Origin of the sequence: Cellvibrio sp., assembly GCF_046347455.1 — a bacterium.
Taxonomy (GTDB): Bacteria; Pseudomonadota; Gammaproteobacteria; order Pseudomonadales; family Cellvibrionaceae; genus Cellvibrio.
Window position 1 is genome coordinate 86,641 of the sequence record NZ_JAXMGC010000005.1, and the last position, 17,802, is coordinate 104,442.

General features: G+C 45.6%; 14 protein-coding genes. 7 read left to right on the forward strand and 7 right to left on the reverse strand.

The window, feature by feature from the left end; genetic code table 11:
* Positions 1–50 precede the first annotated feature (50 nt).
* Complete coding sequence (gpmI, locus tag U1F02_RS10615) at positions 51–1,598, reverse strand: 2,3-bisphosphoglycerate-independent phosphoglycerate mutase (protein WP_409990367.1); 1,548 nt, start codon at positions 1,596–1,598, stop codon at positions 51–53.
* A gap of 189 nt (positions 1,599–1,787) precedes the next feature.
* On the opposite strand from gpmI, the gene U1F02_RS10620 reads away from it, so the two are divergent.
* Positions 1,788–2,486 carry a hypothetical protein gene (locus U1F02_RS10620; RefSeq protein ID WP_409990368.1) on the forward strand — a complete coding sequence of 233 codons (699 nt, stop codon included), beginning with the start codon at positions 1,788–1,790 and terminating at the stop codon, positions 2,484–2,486.
* Between the two features lie 47 nt (positions 2,487–2,533).
* On the opposite strand, the gene U1F02_RS10625 is transcribed toward U1F02_RS10620, so the two are convergent.
* From U1F02_RS10625 to glyQ, 5 genes are all read right to left on the reverse strand, one after another.
* Positions 2,534–2,896 (reverse strand): DUF1304 domain-containing protein, encoded by a 363-nt coding sequence (locus U1F02_RS10625; RefSeq protein WP_409990369.1) that lies wholly within the window; start codon positions 2,894–2,896, stop codon positions 2,534–2,536.
* Positions 2,897–3,289: 393 nt separating this feature from the next.
* Positions 3,290–4,105: a lysophospholipid acyltransferase family protein gene (locus U1F02_RS10630; RefSeq protein ID WP_409990370.1), complete on the reverse strand. Its 816-nt coding sequence runs from the start codon at positions 4,103–4,105 to the stop codon at positions 3,290–3,292.
* Positions 4,074–4,655: a D-glycero-beta-D-manno-heptose 1,7-bisphosphate 7-phosphatase gene (gmhB, locus tag U1F02_RS10635; protein WP_409990371.1), complete on the reverse strand. Its 582-nt coding sequence runs from the start codon at positions 4,653–4,655 to the stop codon at positions 4,074–4,076. The genes U1F02_RS10630 and gmhB overlap by 32 nt, the downstream gene beginning before the upstream one ends.
* A gap of 190 nt (positions 4,656–4,845) precedes the next feature.
* Positions 4,846–6,924 carry a glycine--tRNA ligase subunit beta gene (glyS, locus tag U1F02_RS10640; RefSeq protein ID WP_409990372.1) on the reverse strand — a complete coding sequence of 693 codons (2,079 nt, stop codon included), beginning with the start codon at positions 6,922–6,924 and terminating at the stop codon, positions 4,846–4,848.
* Positions 6,924–7,880: a glycine--tRNA ligase subunit alpha gene (gene glyQ, locus U1F02_RS10645; protein WP_409990373.1), complete on the reverse strand. Its 957-nt coding sequence runs from the start codon at positions 7,878–7,880 to the stop codon at positions 6,924–6,926. The genes glyS and glyQ overlap by 1 nt, the downstream gene beginning before the upstream one ends.
* Before the next feature lie 544 nt (positions 7,881–8,424).
* Here glyQ and U1F02_RS10650 point away from each other — a divergent pair.
* Complete coding sequence (locus U1F02_RS10650) at positions 8,425–9,366, forward strand: histone deacetylase family protein (RefSeq protein ID WP_409990374.1); 942 nt, start codon at positions 8,425–8,427, stop codon at positions 9,364–9,366.
* 11 nt (positions 9,367–9,377) lie between these two features.
* On the opposite strand, the gene U1F02_RS10655 is transcribed toward U1F02_RS10650, so the two are convergent.
* Positions 9,378–11,837, reverse strand: a complete 2,460-nt coding sequence (locus U1F02_RS10655; protein WP_409990375.1) for a bifunctional acetate--CoA ligase family protein/GNAT family N-acetyltransferase — start codon at positions 11,835–11,837, stop codon at positions 9,378–9,380.
* Between the two features lie 106 nt (positions 11,838–11,943).
* On the opposite strand from U1F02_RS10655, the gene U1F02_RS10660 reads away from it, so the two are divergent.
* The 5 genes from U1F02_RS10660 to U1F02_RS10680 all read left to right on the forward strand — a co-directional run bounded on the left by U1F02_RS10660 (position 11,944) and on the right by U1F02_RS10680 (position 17,800).
* Entirely contained in the window at positions 11,944–13,743 is a 1,800-nt protein-coding gene (locus U1F02_RS10660; protein WP_409990376.1) for an ABCB family ABC transporter ATP-binding protein/permease, read from the forward strand.
* A gap of 189 nt (positions 13,744–13,932) precedes the next feature.
* Positions 13,933–14,535: a PEP-CTERM sorting domain-containing protein gene (locus tag U1F02_RS10665; RefSeq protein ID WP_409990377.1), complete on the forward strand. Its 603-nt coding sequence runs from the start codon at positions 13,933–13,935 to the stop codon at positions 14,533–14,535.
* Positions 14,536–14,810: 275 nt separating this feature from the next.
* On the forward strand, positions 14,811–16,970 hold the full coding sequence (locus U1F02_RS10670; protein WP_409990378.1) for an ATP-binding protein: 2,160 nt from the start codon (positions 14,811–14,813) through the stop codon (positions 16,968–16,970).
* Between the two features lie 17 nt (positions 16,971–16,987).
* Positions 16,988–17,350 carry a response regulator gene (locus tag U1F02_RS10675; RefSeq protein ID WP_409990379.1) on the forward strand — a complete coding sequence of 121 codons (363 nt, stop codon included), beginning with the start codon at positions 16,988–16,990 and terminating at the stop codon, positions 17,348–17,350.
* A complete protein-coding gene (locus U1F02_RS10680) occupies positions 17,351–17,800 on the forward strand; it encodes a chemotaxis protein CheX (RefSeq protein ID WP_409990380.1) in 450 nt (149 codons plus the stop codon).
* Positions 17,801–17,802: the final 2 nt, after the last annotated feature.

A 17,802-nucleotide genomic window follows, 5' to 3' on the forward strand; every position in this document is an offset into this window, starting at 1 on the left:
AAACAAGAATCAAGTGAAATAAACAAGCGGCGAAAAGGCTTCGCCAATTGTTATCCGAGAGTAATTAAATTTCTTCCGGTCATTTCTTCTGGCTGTGGTAAACCCATTAAGGCCAGCATGGTTGGCGCCACATCCGCCAAAGAGCCGCCGGGAGAAATAGTGCCTTTGCGTGAGCTGCAGAAAATAAAGGGCACGGGCAAAGTAGAGTGTTGTGTATTAGGTTGACCAGTTTCTTCGTCAAACATTTCTTCTACGTTGCCGTGGTCGGCGGTAATAAGCGCTTCGCCACCCATTTTTTCTACAGCGGCTAACACGCGACCCAAGCAAATGTCGATGGCTTCTACGGCTTTGGTTGCGGCTTCCATAATGCCGGAGTGACCGACCATGTCGCAGTTTGCGTAGTTGCAAATGATGGCGTCGTATTTGCCAGACTCAATCGCTTCAACCAATTTGTCAGTCACAATCGGCGCGTTCATTTCAGGTTGCAAATCGTAAGTGGCAACTTGTGGCGATGGAACCAAAATGCGATCTTCGCCTTCGTAAACCACTTCGTTACCGCTGTTAAAGAAGAAAGTTACGTGCGCATATTTTTCAGTTTCAGCAATGCGCAATTGGGTTTTGCCCAATTTAGAAATGTATTCACCAAATGAATTGGTTAAATCTTCGGGCGGGAAGGCGATAGGCGCTTTGATGCTGGAAGCGTATTCGGTGGTTTGCACGAAGTGCGCAATTTCTGGATGCAATTCGCGCTCAAAACCTGTGAAATTCTCGTCGATTAATGCGTGTGTAATTTCACGTGCGCGATCGGGGCGGAAGTTCATAAAAATCACGGAGTCGCCGTCATTGATCGTTGCAACTTCTTCCTCTTCACCGCAAATCACGGTGGCTTTTACGAACTCGTCATTTTCACCGCGCTCGTACGCCGCTTTCAACCCGTCAACTGCAGTGAGTGCGTCGAATTCTGCATCGCCAGTTACCATCACGTCGTAAGCTTGTTTAACGCGATCCCAACGGTTGTCGCGGTCGAGCGCAAAGTAGCGGCCAACAATAGAGGCAACGCGGCCGGTACCTAATTCTTTGAAAAGATCCTGCGCTTTTTGAAGCGATGACTCAGCGCTGCGAGGTGGGCAATCGCGGCCATCCAAAAACGCGTGTAGGTAAACTTCTTTGGCACCACGTTGTACGGCCATTTTCATCATGGCGTAAATGTGGTCCTGGTGGCTGTGAACACCGCCTTCAGATAAAAGGCCGAGGATATGAACGGCTTTGCCACTTTTAACGGCGCTATCAATCGCCTCAACGTAAACCGGGTTAGTGAAAAAATCACCGTCGCTGATGGCTTTGTTGATGCGCGTGAAACTTTGGTAGACCACGCGGCCAGCGCCGAGGGTCATATGGCCTACTTCACTGTTACCCATTTGGCCTTCGGGCAAGCCAACAGCCATGCCAGAGGTGTCGATCAGGCTCTTGGGATTGTTCGCCCAAAGTTTGTCGAACACGGGTTTATGGGCGGCTGCAATGGCATTGTATTTGGTTTTTTCCGAGTGGCCGAAGCCATCGAGAATGAGGAGCACGGTTGGTCTTTTTGGCGATGTCATAGCGCAATCACTTCTCAGGAGGGAATTAGGGATGGTAGATGGGCCTATTCTAGCGGGTTATGGGCGGCATCTCTAGGTTGCGGTGTTACCTCTTTACACCTTGCGAGTTCCCATGCGGACTTGATAAATGACATTTAGACGACAGAGGTTCAAAATGCGTTTTAGCTTTCACCCTTCGAAGGATATGTTATGGGACAACTCACTTTTATCACGGCACATGCATCCCTTAGGCATCTACCGCTTATCCTCACCAAGATTACGATTGTTTTAGTTATTCTCGGCACTTCACTTCAACTTATAAAATTTATTGGTGGACATGGCCGATTATTCGGTTTGGTACCGCTTCTCAACCTTAATGGTGAGCACAATATTCCCAGTTTCTTTTCGGCTTTCCTGTTAAGTTTGGCTGCATATATTCTGGGTCTGACCTACAGGTTGATGCGTAAAAGCAATCAAGCGCTCTATTGGTTGGTATTGACAGTTGGTTTCGGATTTATGGCTGTCGACGAGGCTGTGTCTCTTCATGAGCGCTTGGTGCAACCGATTCGCGATTTGCTAGGGCGCGATCAGCATTTTGGCGTTTTGTACTTTGCCTGGATTATTCCTGCATTGTTCATAGTTATGGTGGTAGGGCTTTGCTTTGTAGGTTTTCTAAAACGTCTCGATAAATCAACGCGAAATGCATTTATGGTTAGTGCGCTCCTTTACCTTGGTGGTGCTATCGGTATGGAAATGGTGGGTGGTTGGTACGATGAAATCCACGGGCCTGAAAACCTTGGTTACGTACTATGCTTTACAATTGAGGAAACTCTTGAAATGGCGGGGGTAATTTATTTTATTCGAGCTCTTCTGTGTTATCTCGAAACCCAGGTTAAGGTTATAACGTGACTTTTTAAATTGGAGCATTGCTGCTAGCAACAGAGATCTACAGGGAGCTAACCATTCAACACTAGCAAAAGTAGGGCTGTGAGCGCCGGGCCTGCCTGAATGTACAAGATTTTCCGTCTGGCAGTGATACCTCCGTAAATCCCAGCCACTAAAATGCAGCTGAGAAAAAAGACTTTGATTTCAAACCCGGCATCGCCCAGATACAAACCCCAAAACAATCCTGCTGCCAGAAACCCGTTATACAACCCTTGGTTAGCTGCCAATACTTTTGATTCCTTGGCTTTTTCCAACGAATGCCCAAAGGCCTTTCGGCCCGCGGGTTTATCCCACAGGAACATTTCCAATACGAGAATATAGACATGCAGCAAAGCGATGAGCGCAATAAAGAAAGTAGTGATGCTATTGAGCACGGTAAACTCCTTATAAACCGCGTTGACAATTGAGTTGCGGCTCTTTTATTGGGGAAGGTTACACCAAAAATACTCAAAATTTGCTTATAACAAAAAAGATGTTTCCTAAATACACATCTTAAAATTAATGCTGGAAAAATGAAAATTGGGTCGTTAAAGTGCGTTCACCAACTGAGTACAAACCAGTGGCAACAACAATAATTAATAACAATCGTGGTGGTGTTTGCAAACAATAATGGATAACAAATTGCAGGCACCCATCACGACGTTTTCCCTTCACTGTTAAAAAACAGCATCAAATCTGCTCTGCAGACATTTCCAAAAAATTATTTTATTTGTCGTGCGCATGCGTATAGATATGCATGGATTTAATCCACACATTTAGCCGAAAAATTATTCGGCCTTAGAATCTTCTGCTGGACCAGTTATTTCAAGGCGCAAACCATCTTTGCGTGCAGGAGGCATTTTTTGAATTTCGCCTTCAATCCATTCTTTTACTTCTTCCGTGAGTTGTTTGCGATCTTTGCCTTCGGTTTCTATCGGTTCGCTCAGCACAACGGTAATGGTGCCTGGATATTTTAAAAAATGTTTATGCGGCCAACACTCGGCAGCGTTGTGTGCAACCGCAATAATGGGAACACCTGCGCTCACGGCAATGTCTGCGCCGCTGCGTGCGTAATTACCAACTTGCCCGAGCGGCGTGCGAGTTCCTTCCGGGAAGATTAATAAATTGTTGCCTTCTTTCAAGCGCTCAATGCCTTTGGTTTTTACATCTTTTAAGGCTTGAATCGGATTGCTGCGATCAATTGCAATCGGGCGCAAACTCGCCAAACCCCAACCAAAAAAGGGGATTCGCAATAGTTCTTTTTTGAGGATGGTGCTCACGGGGCCAAAATAATATTGCAGAAACATGGTTTCCCACGTGCTTTGGTGTTTAGCCATTACCACGCAGGGGTAGCGATCAAAATGACGTTTGCCGATCACCTTAAATTTCACGCCGCAGCAAATATAAATCCACACCATCACAAAGCGGTTCCATGATGTAACAATGCGCCAGCGCCATGAATAAGGAAGTAAGGGGCGAATAATTACAGCGATTAAACCGGCAATAGCTCCGGTGAGCCCGTGGCCAAGAATAAATAGAAAACTGCGAAGATAAAGCACAATGTTTTTCAATTTAATTTTCCACATCATTTGCGAGAACAACATCAGCGGCTGCCGCTAAATTATCAACCACTTTAACGTGTTCCAATGAAAGAATGGGAGCATCTGTTTGTAAACTTGCGTCCGCTAATTGTGTCAGCGTTTTTTCGCCGTTGCCGGTTTTAACCAAAATGGGTTTGCAACCTTTGGTCGCTGCCGCTTGCATATCGCGCAAGCTATCACCGACAAAATAGAAACCTTCTGCCGAAATATTAAATTCGGCTTCAATGGCATCAATCATTCCGGGAAGTGGTTTGCGGCATTTGCAATTGTCTTCGGGTGAATGCGGACAATAAAAAATGGCTGATAATTCCGCGCCCTGCTCCTCAACCAACTGCGTGAGTTTTTCATGCATGGCTTCAAGGTCATCCAAATCGAACTTGCCGCGCGCCAAACCTGATTGGTTGGTTGCCACCACAACAGTGAAGCCTGCTTTGTGTAACCGCGCTATGGCATCAATACTGCCATCAATGGGCACGAATTCGTCCGCCGATTTTACAAAATCGTCGCGGTCATGATTAATAACACCGTCGCGGTCGAGGATGATGAGTTTCATAGATTACTCGAAGATTTAAACCCCGTCCCAACCTTCCCCTTGAAAAGAGGAAGGAGCCGACTCCCTACTAAACACGTTGCGTAATTTGCGAAAACCGAGGCGTATACAAACTAAGTAACGCAAAAAATTAGCTACAAGGCTCAGTAAGCCCCTCCCCCTTCTCAAGGGGGAGGTTGGGGGGGGTGTCTAATTAATTTTTCGCCGGAACCAAAAAAGAAATATCCGCAACTTCCAAAAACAATGCGCGCAACTGTTGCAATAACGCGATACGGTTTTGCTGCAGTTTTTGGTCGTCGCACATCACCATCACGTTGTCGAAGAATGCATCCACAACAGGTTGCAAATCGGCAAGCGCTGCAAGTGCTTTGGTGTATTCGCGTTTGGCAAACAAGGGCGTTACCAATTCTGCTTTGCCGCTGATGGCGCGCGCTAGATTTTTCTCCGCATCATCAACCAACAAATCGTTGTGAACAACACCTGAGTCTGTCGCATTTTGTTTGCTAAGAATATTAGATACGCGTTTGTTAGCTGCAGCCAATGCTTGTGCTTGTGGCAATTTGCTGAATTCGTTAACAGCGAGCACGCGCTGATTAATATCGAGCGGTTGCGACAATTGTTTTGCGTTTACCGATTGGAAAACTTCCGCCGGAATTTGCGCGTCTTCAAACATGGCGCGGAAACGGTCGAGCATATAGCTGAGCACTTGCTCTACCAGTTCATCGCCAACCGTTAAATTGGTGTGCTGTGCTTTAGCGAAAGTGAGCAGCTCACGCAAATCTAATGCGAGATTTTTTTCAACCAGCAAACGCAATACTGCAATGCTGGCGCGACGCAGAGCGAATGGATCTTTAGAGCCTGTTGGTTGTTGGCCAATACCGAAAATACCACTGATTGTATCTAGACGATCTGCCAAGGCGATAATGGTGCCGGTGATAGTTGCGGGCAATTGGTCGCCCGCAAAGCGCGGCATATATTGCTCGTTCATGGCCGCAGCGACTTCAGCATTTTCGCCATCGTTGAGCGCGTAGTAGTAACCGGCAATGCCTTGCATATCATCAAACTCGCCCACCATGTTGGTGACGAGATCAGATTTGCAAAGTTGCGCAGCGCGCACAGCAGATGCTTCATCGGTATTCAGCAATTTAGCAATATGACCAGCGAGCTTCGCAACGCGTTCGGTTTTATCGTGAATGGTGCCAAGTTGTGCTTGGAATACGATAGTTTTCAAACGCTCGCGCAAAGATGCAAGTGTGGTTTTCTTGTCGGTTTCAAAGAAGAAAGCTGCATCAGAAAGGCGTGGACGAATCACGCGCTCGTTACCGGCGATAATTTGCGAAGCGTCTTTACTGTTGAGGTTGGCAACGGTGATGAAATTATTTTTCAACTTGCCGCCGGCATCCACAACGTGGAAATATTTTTGGTGTTCTTTCATAGAAGCAATTAAGGCTTCTGCAGGAACCGCAAGGAAGCGCTCTTCGAATTTACCGGTAAGTGCAACTGGCCACTCAACCAATGCGGTTACTTCGTCTAGCAATGAGGGATCAATAACGGCAACGCCGCCCACTTTTTTCGCTTCCGCTTCCACTTGTTCTTTAATAGACGCGCTGCGCTCGGCGAAATCGGCAACTACATAGCCCGTGTTTTTCAATACGCTGGCGTAGTCGCTGGCTTTGGCCAGATCGATAGTATTGTTGTAATGGAAGCGGTGACCACGGCTGGTGCGGCCAGCTTGCAGGCCGAGTACATTCGCGTTAACCACATCGCTGCCGAACAACATGACTAACCAATGCACTGGGCGCACAAACTCTTCGCGTTTTGAGCCCCACTTCATGCGTTTGGCAATCGGCAGTTTGGCGAGCGCATCGCTCACTACGCCTTCGAGCAACTCAACAGTTTTTTTGCCCTGAGTGTTAATACGCGCAACTAATTTTTCGGCTTTACCATCGCTTTCTGCTTTTAATTCAGAAGCAGCGATACCGTTTTTTTCCGCAAAGGCGAGAGCGGCTTTTGTTGGTTGGCCATCTTTATCAAACGCAATTGCCGCTGGCGGACCCCACACGGTTATTGATTTGGATGGTGTTTCACTTGCAAGATTTTCCACCAACACAGCCAAACGACGTGGCGCAGCGAAAGGTTTAATTGCAGTGAAGGATAATTCTTCTGCTTTTAAATTGGCTTCGATGGTTTCTACAAACGAAGTCATTAAATTTTTTAAAGCTTTGGGGGGCAGTTCTTCTGTGCCCAATTCAACGAGAAAATCAGCAGACATTATTTACTCTCCTCAGCAGAGCTTGCAGCAAGCAGCTCTGCGCGCAGCGCTTCGGGTGCAAGTGGGAAGCCGAGGGCTTTGCGGCTATCGTAGTAGGCTTGGGCAACGGCGCGTGACAATGTGCGTACACGCAAAATAAAACGCTGGCGCTCGGTCACAGAAATCGCGTGGCGCGCATCCAGCAAGTTGAAGGCGTGGGACGCTTTCATTACTAATTCATAAGCTGGCAGCGGCAAATTTTTTGCCATCAAACGCTGGGATTCTTTTTCGTAGAAGTCGAATGCGTTGAACAAAAATTCTGTATCGGCTTCTTCAAAGTTGTAGGTGGACATTTCCACTTCGTTTTGGTGGAACACATCGCCGTAGGTGACTTTGTCGCCGTTGGGGTTAACAGTCCAGACCAGGTCGAAAATCGAATCCACGCCCTGCAGGTACATGGCGATACGCTCTATACCGTAGGTAATCTCGCCCGTTACGGGGTAGCACTCCAAACCGCCCACTTGCTGGAAATAGGTAAATTGGGTGACTTCCATACCGTTCAGCCAGACTTCCCAGCCCAAACCCCAAGCACCGAGCGTTGGCGATTCCCAGTTGTCTTCCACGAAGCGAATATCGTGCACGTTGGTGTCTATCCCCATTTCGCGCAGTGAACCCAGATACAGATCCTGAATATTGTCAGGTGATGGCTTTAGGGCTACCTGGAATTGGTAATAGTGCTGCAAACGGTTGGGGTTTTCGCCGTAGCGGCCGTCTTTAGGGCGACGGCAAGGCTGGACGTAGGCGGTGTTCCAAGTCTCCGGGCCAATGGCGCGCAGAAAGGTGGCTGGGTGGAAGGTGCCGGCGCCGACTTCAAGGTCGAGTGGTTGCAAAATCACGCAACCCTGGCGCGCCCAATAGTCTTGCAGGGCGAGAATCAGGCCCTGGAAGGTGCTTACGTCATAGCGTTTTTCAGACATGGAAAACCTTAATCATATGAAGGTGATATACGAAGATAGAAAAATGCGGCGATTATAGCGGGTGGCGGCACTTAATGGCAGTTGTAAGGCCAGTGAAATCGGTGGAAGAAGTATTCCCTGAAAAAAGCGGCGTAAAGCACCGGATTTGCGCTACATCAAACAACGCGAAAAATCGGTTGATGCAGATCAAAAGCGGTGGGTCAGCCTGGGTTCAATCTATACCCAAGGCCACAGTTGTTGTGGTGAACGAAGGTAACAAGAGGATTGAATCATGTTTGTATCTGGCGTAGTAGCAACTGCATCTTTAGTCGGTATTTTGGTGGCATTGTTTGGCGCGGCTGTTGCGCTGACTTATGTGGACAAAAGCTTTGACGCAAACCGCGAGCATTGATGTACGTTTAAACCCTGTTGGTTGTTAACTGCAAATCTCCGTCTGGGAACCCCCGTGCATGTGTAATGCTCGGGGGATTTTTTTATCTGAAAGGAATTTAGGATAAAAAGGAATTTAGGATAAACTCGCCGCATCGTTTAAGGATGCATATTTATGCTCGCCACCTACATCTCCCATGATTTGTGTAAACAACATTTAATGCCTGAGCATCACCCGGAATGCCCGGCGCGTATTGATGTTATCGACAACCAATTAATGGCGAGCGGTATTGACGGTTTGCTTTTACAGCAACAGGCAAAACCCGCAACTGATGAACAAATTTTACAAGTACACACGAAAGAACATTTACAGCGTTTAAATCAATCGCTACCTGCGCAAGGCATAGTCTCTTTTGATAATGATGTTTACTTATCGCCAAATACCTTAACTGCCGCGCGTTACGCGGCGGGTGCATCGGTTCTAGGAGTTGATTTAGTGATGCAAGCAAAAACCAACGTGGTATTTTGCAACGTGCGCCCGCCGGGTCACCACGCGGAAAAAAATCGCGCTATGGGCTTTTGCTTATTGAATAATATTGCAATTGCCGCGAGCTATGCGCTGAATCATTACGGACTTAATCGAATTGCGATTTTAGATTTTGACGTTCACCACGGAAACGGCACGCAAGATATTTTTTTAGGCGATGAACGCGTGTTGTTTTGCTCGAGCTTTCAATATCCTTTTTATCCTGGCACGCCAATTGACGATATGCCTGCACATATCCTCAATGTTCCCTTAAAAGCGGGTTGTCGCAGTGAAAGCTTTCGTGAAGCCATTCAAGGATGGTGGCCCGCACTTGCTGCGCACAAACCACAACTCATTTTTATTTCAGCAGGGTTCGACGCATTTATTGATGACGATATGTCTTCTGTACAATTAGTTGAGCAAGATTATTTTTGGATTTCACAAAAAATTCGCGCTTACATGGATGAAAGTAAAAAATTTCCAGAGCCAAAACAATGCAAAGGAATCATATCCAGTTTAGAAGGTGGTTATGATTTGCCTTCGCTGGGGCGTTGCGTTGTGCAACACATTAAAGGAATGGCAAAGCTGTAAGGCTCAGATTTTTAAAATTTTAGTTCCATATGAACAACATCTTCGTCGCGATCAAACTTCACTGTAAATCCCAATTTGCGTGCAAGATTTGCCATGCCGGCGTTTTCTAGCATGGTCACGCCAGTTAAACGCTGCAGATTTTTGGTTTTACAATAGCGAATCATTTTCTCCAAGAGCAGCGTACCTAAGCCTTGGGATTTTTCATCGCTGCGCACCGCCATGGCAAATTCGGCTTCCAAACCATCTACCGCGAAAATCGCGCGTACCACACCTAAAGTGTAAAAATCGCCGTTCTCGTTTTTTGCGGTTGCGATAAAGGCCATCTCGCGGTTGTAATCTATCTGAGTTTGGTGTGCGAGCTGCTCGTGAGAGAAATGCGGTAACTCAGCAAAGTAGCGTTTGTATCTGTCTTCCTTGCTCATCGCCAAATCAAATTCTTTGTGAGTGCTTTCATCTTCCGGGCGAATTGGCCTGAATAGCACCTTTCTGCCATTGCGCAAAACAACATCTTCTTCAAGCTCTTTTGGATAGGGGCAAATAGCTAGCGATTGTGTTGCATCTGTGCTCAAGGTGACTGCAACATTTTCTACATAAATATCTTTGCCTTTGATCCATACCGGATTCAACAGCAACTCAGTAATTTGCGGGTTATCTACTACCATTTGGCTCACGCAGGTAAGTAAACGCGCGAGCTGATGTTGATCTAATGTTTCAGCACCATCACGTTCGCGAATTTTTCCTTTGCCCAAGGCTTGTAGAATAAGGTAACGCGAAAGCGCCATATTCAAAGGTGGTAGCGCAATGGCTGCGTCCGATTCTAATCGCCATCCACTCACCGGTTCACCTAGCGCAATAAACGGGCCGAAGATGGGATCAATAGCAACCTGAATGCGCAAAGGTGTCGCATGTGTGTGCAAAGATTTTTCCACGCGTAAACCGTAGGCAGCTAAAAATCTTTTGGTATTTTCGGGAGATAGTAGTTGGTTAATGCTTTCCTGAAATTTTTCATGCCGCGATTCTTGGTGCAGTTGGATGGCGAGTTGTGGGTGGTGTGGAATTTCTTCCATCACCGATTCGGGCGTTTCCGATAATAGTTTTTGATTTCGCCGGTAATCAACCATATGCATAAACGCAATGATTGCACCTTCAGGTGTTCGGAAAGATGCAATATTCGCATCGGCAAATAAATAGCGCGCTGTTTGCGCCGCTTCCTCACCCATCCAATTAACGAGTAGGTTGGGCTTTCGTCCGGTGCGTTTTTGATAAGTTTCGATAACAGCTTGCGCGTAAACTTCAGCGGGAACAAGTGCCGAGGGTGCGTGCATCAATAAAATATTTTCAATCGCTTTATCATTTAATAATTGAATTAGTACTTTTGTATATTCTTCCGGCGTAGCGTCGCCCAATAAATGAATCGGATTTGTCGCGCGTGAACCTGGGCGCAATATTTTTTTGATATCGCTGACTAATTCCTCGTTCAGCTGTTCCAGCTTTCCACCGCGTTGCAGCAGCGTATCAACGGCCATGGCGGAGGGGCCATTGCCATTTGACACAATAACGAGTTTTTCGCCGCGAATCGGTTTGCCATTCGCGAGCGTTTCTACTGCTGCCATAAGTTCACGCAAATCGCCAACTCGCAACATACCTGCGCGACGAAAAGCGGCATCGTAAACCGCATCAATGCCTAAAGGTGTCGTCGAGCCATGTTGAAAAAGTTGAGCGCTATCAAGATGTCCACCTGCTTTAATAACGAGTAGCGGCTTATTAAAAGATGCAGCACGTGCGGCAGATAAAAAAGCGCGGCCGTCGGAGATAGAATCTATGTAAAGCAAAATGGCAGTTGTGGCAGGATCGCGGCCTAAGTAATCGATCAACTCATCAAAATCTATATCGACTGCATCGCCAAGTGATACCACGTAAGAAAAGCCGATGCGTCGGCGCTTTGACCAATCTAATAGTGCAGTGCACATGGCGGATGATTGGGATAAAAAAGCAATCTTGCCCGGCTGAGCTTGTGTGTGCGCATAGCTCGCGCTCAAACCCAATGCCGGTGCAATAAAACCTAATGAGTTGGGCCCCAGTAGCCGAATATTCCAATGCGCGGCAATTTGCTTCATTTGTTCCTGAAGGTTGGTGCCCTGCGCTGTGTGCAAATTTTCTAAACCACTTGCAATGACGATGGCGCACCCTGTGCCCTTGCGACCAAGCTGCATAATAATCGCCGGTACGCGGCTAGCGCGTGTGCATATAATGGCTAAGTCAGGCGTGATGGGTAGCTCTTCTATAGAGCGATAAGCCAATACACCTTGAACTGATTTGTAGTCTGGTGTTACCGGCATGATGGGGCCGTCAAAGTGCCCCTGTAATAAATTTCGCATCACGGCGAAGCCCGGTCTATTGCTGGCGTTAGAGGCGCCAATAACCGCGACGGATTTAGGTTTGAATAAACTGTCCAGATGTTTAAAGCTCATTTCAACAACCTACGTACAATCGTCAATAGAGTTGGAGTATAGCTCCTGCGATAATCGAGTTTTTGTTATAGATTAATTTTTTAGTTATTGGGTAGATGGAAATTCTATGCGCGGTATAAAAGCAGGCGACGCCACACCTCATAAAAACGGTAAAGAATATGCGCTCGGTTGGCGGGAGACCTTTCGCTCCCTCTGGCCGTATCTGTGGGACTTTAAAGGCCGCGTCATTTTAGCGATGCTCGCATTGATTGGCGCCAAGCTTGCGACACTCTTAATGCCATGGGCGCTAAAACACATTATTGATGGTGTAGACCCCAGCATTCGCCCTGAGCTCTACTTGCCGCTCGCCTTTTTATTGTTTTACGGGTTGCTTCGCTTTGGAAGCGTTTTTTTAGGCGAGATTCGCGATGCACTTTTTGGCCGCGTAACCGAGCGAGCCATGCGCAAAGTTGGCTTGCGTGTGTTTAAGCATTTACATTCACTTGAGTTGGGGTTTCATCTTGACCGCGCAACCGGCGGTATTAGCCGCGATATTGAGCGTGGTACAAACGGCATTAGCTTTTTAATGCGCTTTTTAATGTTCAATATTGTGCCTACTTTGGTTGAGATTTTTTCCGTTGCAATTATTTTTGCAGTTGCCTTTTCTTATTGGTACGCAATCATCACCTTGGTTGCCGTGCTGATATATATCGCTTTTACGATAGTGACCACTGAATGGCGCAACCGTTACGTGCGAGAAGCAAACCAGGCTGATTCATCCACCAACACCCGCGCTATAGACAGTTTATTGAATTATGAAACCGTTAAGTATTTTAATAATGAAAAGTACGAAGCCGATACCTACGATCAATTCCTAGCGAAATGGGAAACCGCGAAATTAAAAAATCGTATGTCACTCTTAACACTTAACTCCGGGCAAGCATTTATTATCGCCGCAGCCATGACGGTAATGATGGTGATGGCCGCAAAAAGTGTTATTGCGAAAGAAATGACCATTGGGGATTTAGCCATGGTCAATGCCTACATGATTCAATTATTTATCCCACTCAATTTTCTCGGATTTGTTTACCGCGAGATTCGCCGCTCCTTAACCGATATTGAAAATATGCTAGCTCTGTTAAAACGCGAAGCGAAAATTGTTGATGCTGAAAATGCCACCGAGCTGCGTGTACCCAATGGAAACATACAATGGAAGCAAGTGGACTTTGCCTACAATGCAGATAGGCCCATTCTTCAGGGGTTGAATATCAATATAGAAGCGGGGTCGCGTGTTGCAATCGTAGGCCCTTCGGGTGCGGGTAAAAGCACTGTTGCACGTTTGCTTTATCGCTTTTACGACATCAATAGCGGTGCGATTGAAATAGACGGACAAAATATTCAGCAAGTCACTCAGGAGTCACTCCGCAAAGCAATTGCCATAGTTCCTCAAGATACAGTGCTATTTAACACCAGCATTCGCGAAAATATTGCCTACGGTAATCCGCAGGCAACAGAAGAAGATATTAATCGCGCAATAAAAATGGCGCATTTAGAAAGCTTTATCGCAAGTCTCCCCGAAGGTGACAAAACCTTGGTGGGCGAGCGTGGGCTAAAAGTTTCTGGTGGCGAAAAGCAACGCATCGCCATAGCGCGCGTGCTCCTAAAAAATTCACCTATTCTTATTTTCGATGAAGCCACGTCAGCATTGGACTCACATTCTGAAGCTGCAATAGTAGATGCTATGAGAGAAGTTGCCGAGGGAAAGACGACGTTGGTTATTGCCCATCGGCTATCTACAATTGTGGACGCGGATAAAATTATCGTGCTGGACAAGGGCGCCGTTGTTGAGGAAGGAACGCACCAGCAGCTGTTAAATTTGCAGGGTCGCTATGCGCAAATGTGGGCGATGCAATTGCAAGAAGAATAAATGCCTCATGCCAAATTCACCTGTCGAATATTTTGACATGGCGTCCAAATCAGCTTTCGTACCCTAAGGGCTAAGAGTTTGATAATTAATGGTTTTTGACTGCAGGCGTGAAAATTGCTTTTGACGACATTAATGTGTCTTGAGTCACATTGTTAATAGCATTATCTTCACATTTACATGGAAAAACATATGAAATTTTTAGTAAAGCGCATTTTATCTGTTTGGATTCTATTTGGTTTTGTTCTTTCTGCCAGTGCAAGCCCAATTTTGTCGGGTCAAACGGTCACCATTTCTGACACTGGTGTTTATAGTTGCTGTGGCGGGTCTTGGACATTTTCGGATGGGCCATTTTCTTCTACGATCGACGGCAATCAAGAGAGTGGTGGCCACAATTTAGGTATCAGTGGCCAGATGATATCTGCTATAGACATTGATCCTGTTAATAATCGCCTATGGGTTTATGGCGGTAGTGATATGTATGGTAGCTATCGAAGTATGAGTAATTGGAAAATTCATTTAGATTTTCCAACGCTCGTCGGTTATCAATTTTCAAGCATTACGCCTAACTACGCCCCTTTTGCTTACGCGACGGCTACCCCAACTTTTACCGCGCACTCTATTGATGTAACTATAAATGGATCTTTTGGTTATAACAGCAATAAGTGGTGGATTTTTGATTTCACTTTGAATAAAACCCAGTCCTCTGGCAACACTACTTCTGTTCCAGAACCATCAAGTTTACTGCTGTTTTTGGGTGCCATTGGATTGCTTGTTATAAGACGAAAAATTTGAGCCGTATTCATTTAAAAAAAACCGCCTTCGGGCGGTTTTTTTATTGCAGTTGTGTGATCGGAAATGGCGCACGAACTGTGCTTCATGCACCAACTAATTTCTCGAAAGTTCTTTAAGATTTATTTTAAGCGATCGATTTTTTAGCATTTCGATCATTTTTGCCCTTTTCTGATACACACATTCAAATTATTTTTATTTGGCATGAGTTTCGCTTTGGTCCCCCCGTACAGATTTTACATCTTTAATAAGCTAAGGTTTAGCTGAGCGGGTGATTTATGAAAAAACTTTCACCAAGTAAATCCAACACTGAATATGGAAAATTTCTGGGTGGTAAATATCGCGGCATTCTAATTTCTGTAGCGCTTTTCATTTTGCTTGACGCCTCGGTAATGATCTTAAACTTCTATGTTTCATTTGAAATTTCGGCGGATGCTGTAGGTATCAACCTCGCTGGCCGACAGCGTATGCTCAGCCAGCGAATGGCAAAGACACTCTATGTGCTCAATAGCGAATCCGCTGATTCCAAAGAATTTTCAGCGGCAATAGCTGAGCTTAAAAGCAGTGAAGCTTTATTTGATGAAACCTTGCGCGCATTTACCTCGGGTGGTGAAGCGCACAATGCAAATAAAGAGCTCATTATTCTGCCGCAAGTGAAATCTGATGAAAGCCAAAAGACGTTAAAAGAAGCCACTGATATCTGGCTCCCCTATAAAGCGGCGATCGATCAATTATTGGATGACGTTCAGTCCCACCGTGATTATGTCGGCAGTCTTGCCTCAGCGCTGGAGCAAGCAAAATTAAAAAACATTGTATTGTTAGGTCATATGAATGACTTGACTGTAGATTTGGAAGCAGTTGCTTCCTCTAAGGCTACACGGTTGCGGATTATCCAAACCATCGGTATTAGTTTGGCTATCCTTAACTTCCTATTCATCATGCTGCATTTCTTGCGTCAGCTACGAGATAGTGATGCTGTATTGGAACTTGCCCGTAAAGAAACAACTGAAATACTTCAGACGGTAAATGAAGGGCTGTTTCTTGTTGATGAGAATTTAATAATTGGTAATCAGTATTCAAAACAGCTGCTAGATATTTTAGGTATTCAGGATATTGCAGGACAAAACTTTCAATCGCTTCTGGAAAATATCATTAGCGAAAAAGATGCTGAAACAGCACGTGGTTTTATCGAACTTCTCTTCGATAAAAAAGTAAAAGCCAAATTAATTGGCGACTTAAATCCCCTGAATTTGATTGAAGTAAATATAGCCCAGGCAAGCGGTGGCTTCCTCACCAAATATCTGCAATTTAGTTTTGCCCGCGCTCAGCAAGAAGGTGAAATTTCCCATGTACTTGTTACCGTTTTGGACGTCACTGAAAAAGTTCGTTTGGAAAAAGCCTTGGCAGAAAGCCGCAAACACAGCGAATCACAAATTGAATTGTTAACGAGCTTATTGCACACCCATCCATCATTGTTGCAAGAATTTATCAATAACAGTTACGAGTGCTACAACAGAATTAATAATGTTTTGCGGCAACCCGCCAAAACAACGCAAATGCTTAAAGAGAAAATCGTCAGCATTTTTAGGGAAATTCATAACTTCAAAGGTGAGGCTGCTTCGTTAAAGTTGGAGTATTTTGAAAGCCGCGCCCATGCCATTGAGGACAGCCTGCAAGAGTTGCGCGGTAAATCAGATATTACCGGTAACGACTTTCTGCCCCTTGCGGTACAGTTGGAAAACATCATTAGCTACACGCAACAGGTACAACAGCTTACAGAAAAGCTCGCACTATTTGGTCATTACGGCAACAAAGGTAATACATCTGCATCTGAGAAAAATGTTCTTGGCAATCGTCAACAAGATGGTTGGGGTCATTTGGGAGATTTCGTTAAAAGTATTGCCCAGCGCAATGGAAAGTTAGTGAAATTTGTTGCCAGTGGCCTACATGAAATTGACTTAGAGCCAAAATATGCCCAGCAAGTTAAGGAAATTTGTATACAGCTCTTACGTAACGCTGTAACTCATGGAATTGAATCGCCCGAAGATCGCGAATTAACTGAAAAACCTTTAGAGGGACGCATTGATTTACGTATGGCAAAAATATCGGACACTGAAATGGAAATTTCGGTCATGGATGACGGCAAAGGTTTGGACTACGGCGCTATACGTGAAAAAGCGCTCGAGTCTGGCCGCTGGAGCGAAGATGAAATTGAATCTTGGGGAAATAAACATCTGCTCGCGCTTATTTTTCACGAAGGTTTTTCCACAGCAAAAGAAATCTCAAAAGATGCAGGCCGCGGTGTAGGCATGGAGGCGGTTATGAACCACGTTCTGCAACATCGTGGGAAAATTACGGTATCGAGTCGACGTGGTCGTCATTGTCGATTTGTCATAACCCTACCGATTGTGGCTGTTCAAGAAGGGCTAGCGGCCTAACCAATATGGAGTAGTGAATGCTGTCATTAATGATTGTAGATGATTCCAACATCATTCGCCGGAAGATAGAACGGTGTAACGATTCTGAGCAGTTTAGTGTTGTTGGTTCTGCTGCAAACGGCTCCGAGGCATTACAACTTTTCCAGCAAATCAGGCCTCAGGTTGTCACTATGGATTTAACCATGCCGGAAATGGACGGTATTGCTTGTATTCAGCAATTGGTTGCGCTGGATCCGGACGTTCGCATTTTGGTGATATCTGCGTTGTCAGATAAAGCAACGGGCATTGAAGCTTTGAAAAAAGGCGCGCGCGGATTTTTGTGCAAACCTTTTAGCGAAGAGCAATTAATTGAAGCGCTTACGGAATTAACCGAGGATTAAATGTCAGAACAAACCCTGCAAGTTTTTATTGATGGTGTCGTACGTTTTTTTGAGCACACCAACGATAAGAGTGTGAAAGTTGGTACCCCATACTTGGTTGAGAACGATAAACCCGCTGCTTATGATCTCACTGGTATTATTGGAATTTCGGGGCCTTATCGGGGGTGTGTTTATTTCACCGCACCGAGAATTCTGCTCAAACATTTATTGCTTAGCATCGGTGAAACCGAAACGACGAACGAATATCTTTTTGATTTGGTAGGCGAGGTTGCCAACACCATATCCGGAAATGCCCGTAGTAGCTTTGGGCACAAATTTATGATTTCTGTGCCTGCGATGATCGAAGGCGCTCCCGGAAACATCCATTTGCCTAGAAATATGCGCTCTTATGTTATCCCTATTTATTGGAAGGCATATCACGCGGCGGTAGTCATATGCCTTGAGTGTTGATT

Excerpts from the sequence above, each read along its gene's own strand:
- U1F02_RS10630 (WP_409990370.1), bottom strand. The coding sequence starts at position 4,105 with ATGTTGTTCTCGCAAATGATGTGGAAAATTAAATTGAAAAACATTGTG.
- glyQ (WP_409990373.1), bottom strand. The coding sequence starts at position 7,880 with ATGTCTGAAAAACGCTATGACGTAAGCACCTTCCAGGGCCTGATTCTC.
- gpmI (WP_409990367.1), bottom strand. The coding sequence starts at position 1,598 with ATGACATCGCCAAAAAGACCAACCGTGCTCCTCATTCTCGATGGCTTC.
- U1F02_RS10655 (WP_409990375.1), bottom strand. The coding sequence starts at position 11,837 with ATGAGCTTTAAACATCTGGACAGTTTATTCAAACCTAAATCCGTCGCG.
- U1F02_RS10680 (WP_409990380.1), top strand. The coding sequence starts at position 17,351 with ATGTCAGAACAAACCCTGCAAGTTTTTATTGATGGTGTCGTACGTTTT.
- U1F02_RS10670 (WP_409990378.1), top strand. The coding sequence starts at position 14,811 with ATGAAAAAACTTTCACCAAGTAAATCCAACACTGAATATGGAAAATTT.
- U1F02_RS10650 (WP_409990374.1), top strand. The coding sequence starts at position 8,425 with ATGCTCGCCACCTACATCTCCCATGATTTGTGTAAACAACATTTAATG.
- U1F02_RS10660 (WP_409990376.1), top strand. The coding sequence starts at position 11,944 with ATGCGCGGTATAAAAGCAGGCGACGCCACACCTCATAAAAACGGTAAA.
- glyS (WP_409990372.1), bottom strand. The coding sequence starts at position 6,924 with ATGTCTGCTGATTTTCTCGTTGAATTGGGCACAGAAGAACTGCCCCCC.
- U1F02_RS10620 (WP_409990368.1), top strand. The coding sequence starts at position 1,788 with ATGGGACAACTCACTTTTATCACGGCACATGCATCCCTTAGGCATCTA.
- U1F02_RS10675 (WP_409990379.1), top strand. The coding sequence starts at position 16,988 with ATGCTGTCATTAATGATTGTAGATGATTCCAACATCATTCGCCGGAAG.
- gmhB (WP_409990371.1), bottom strand. The coding sequence starts at position 4,655 with ATGAAACTCATCATCCTCGACCGCGACGGTGTTATTAATCATGACCGC.
- U1F02_RS10665 (WP_409990377.1), top strand. The coding sequence starts at position 13,933 with ATGAAATTTTTAGTAAAGCGCATTTTATCTGTTTGGATTCTATTTGGT.